At 61.0% G+C, this 579-nt stretch carries 1 protein-coding gene; it reads left to right on the top strand.

Annotated features, from left to right (window positions below; genetic code table 11):
* Positions 1 to 350: 350 nt before the first annotated feature.
* A partial coding sequence (locus amrb99_RS50465; protein ID WP_206700440.1) for a hypothetical protein occupies positions 351 to 579 on the top strand: 229 nt, incomplete at its 3' end.

Raw genomic sequence — 579 nt, forward strand, 5'->3', positions numbered from 1 at the left:
GTGTCAGATGGGGTCCGGGGCAATTTCCAAGACCAACCATGCAACACCGTCAAGGGGTTTATGCGACTCACCCAAATAATCCCCACATGCAACCGCCGCCACCACCTCCACGGCAATCCATGTCGTATCAACCGATGGCGACTACTCCCAATCGGCCGAACAGTGAGTTCGACGAGTCACTCCGGTTGCCTCCGCTGCAAACACAGACGCGGGAATCCTCAGCAGTGAATACAGAGCCGAGCGCAAGACAGGCCGTGCCGCCTATGCAACTGCACCAGTCCCCCAACTCCGGGCCAAGCGGTCCCATCAGACAGCAGCCGCAGCCGCAACCACTGCCACCAGCATCGCCCATGCCGCAGAAATGGTCCTTTATGCTCAAACTTGAAGTCTTGCGCTCCATCAGTCCGCCCCTGCGACCGCCCGGGCCGGGCGGCCCACATTTCGAAATACGGGGCCCGATCATCGCAGTGGAGGGCGCGCCGACGCCGATCTTGAAGGAGGTAGCTGCGGTTATCGAGAAAGCGCTCTCGGTTTCGCCCGAGTTCGCCGTTCGGGTGTGGTCCGAGGATACGAGCACAG

It is taken from the genome of Actinomadura sp. RB99, assembly GCF_014706005.1.
In the GTDB taxonomy this organism is placed as follows: Bacteria; Actinomycetota; Actinomycetes; order Streptosporangiales; family Streptosporangiaceae; genus Spirillospora.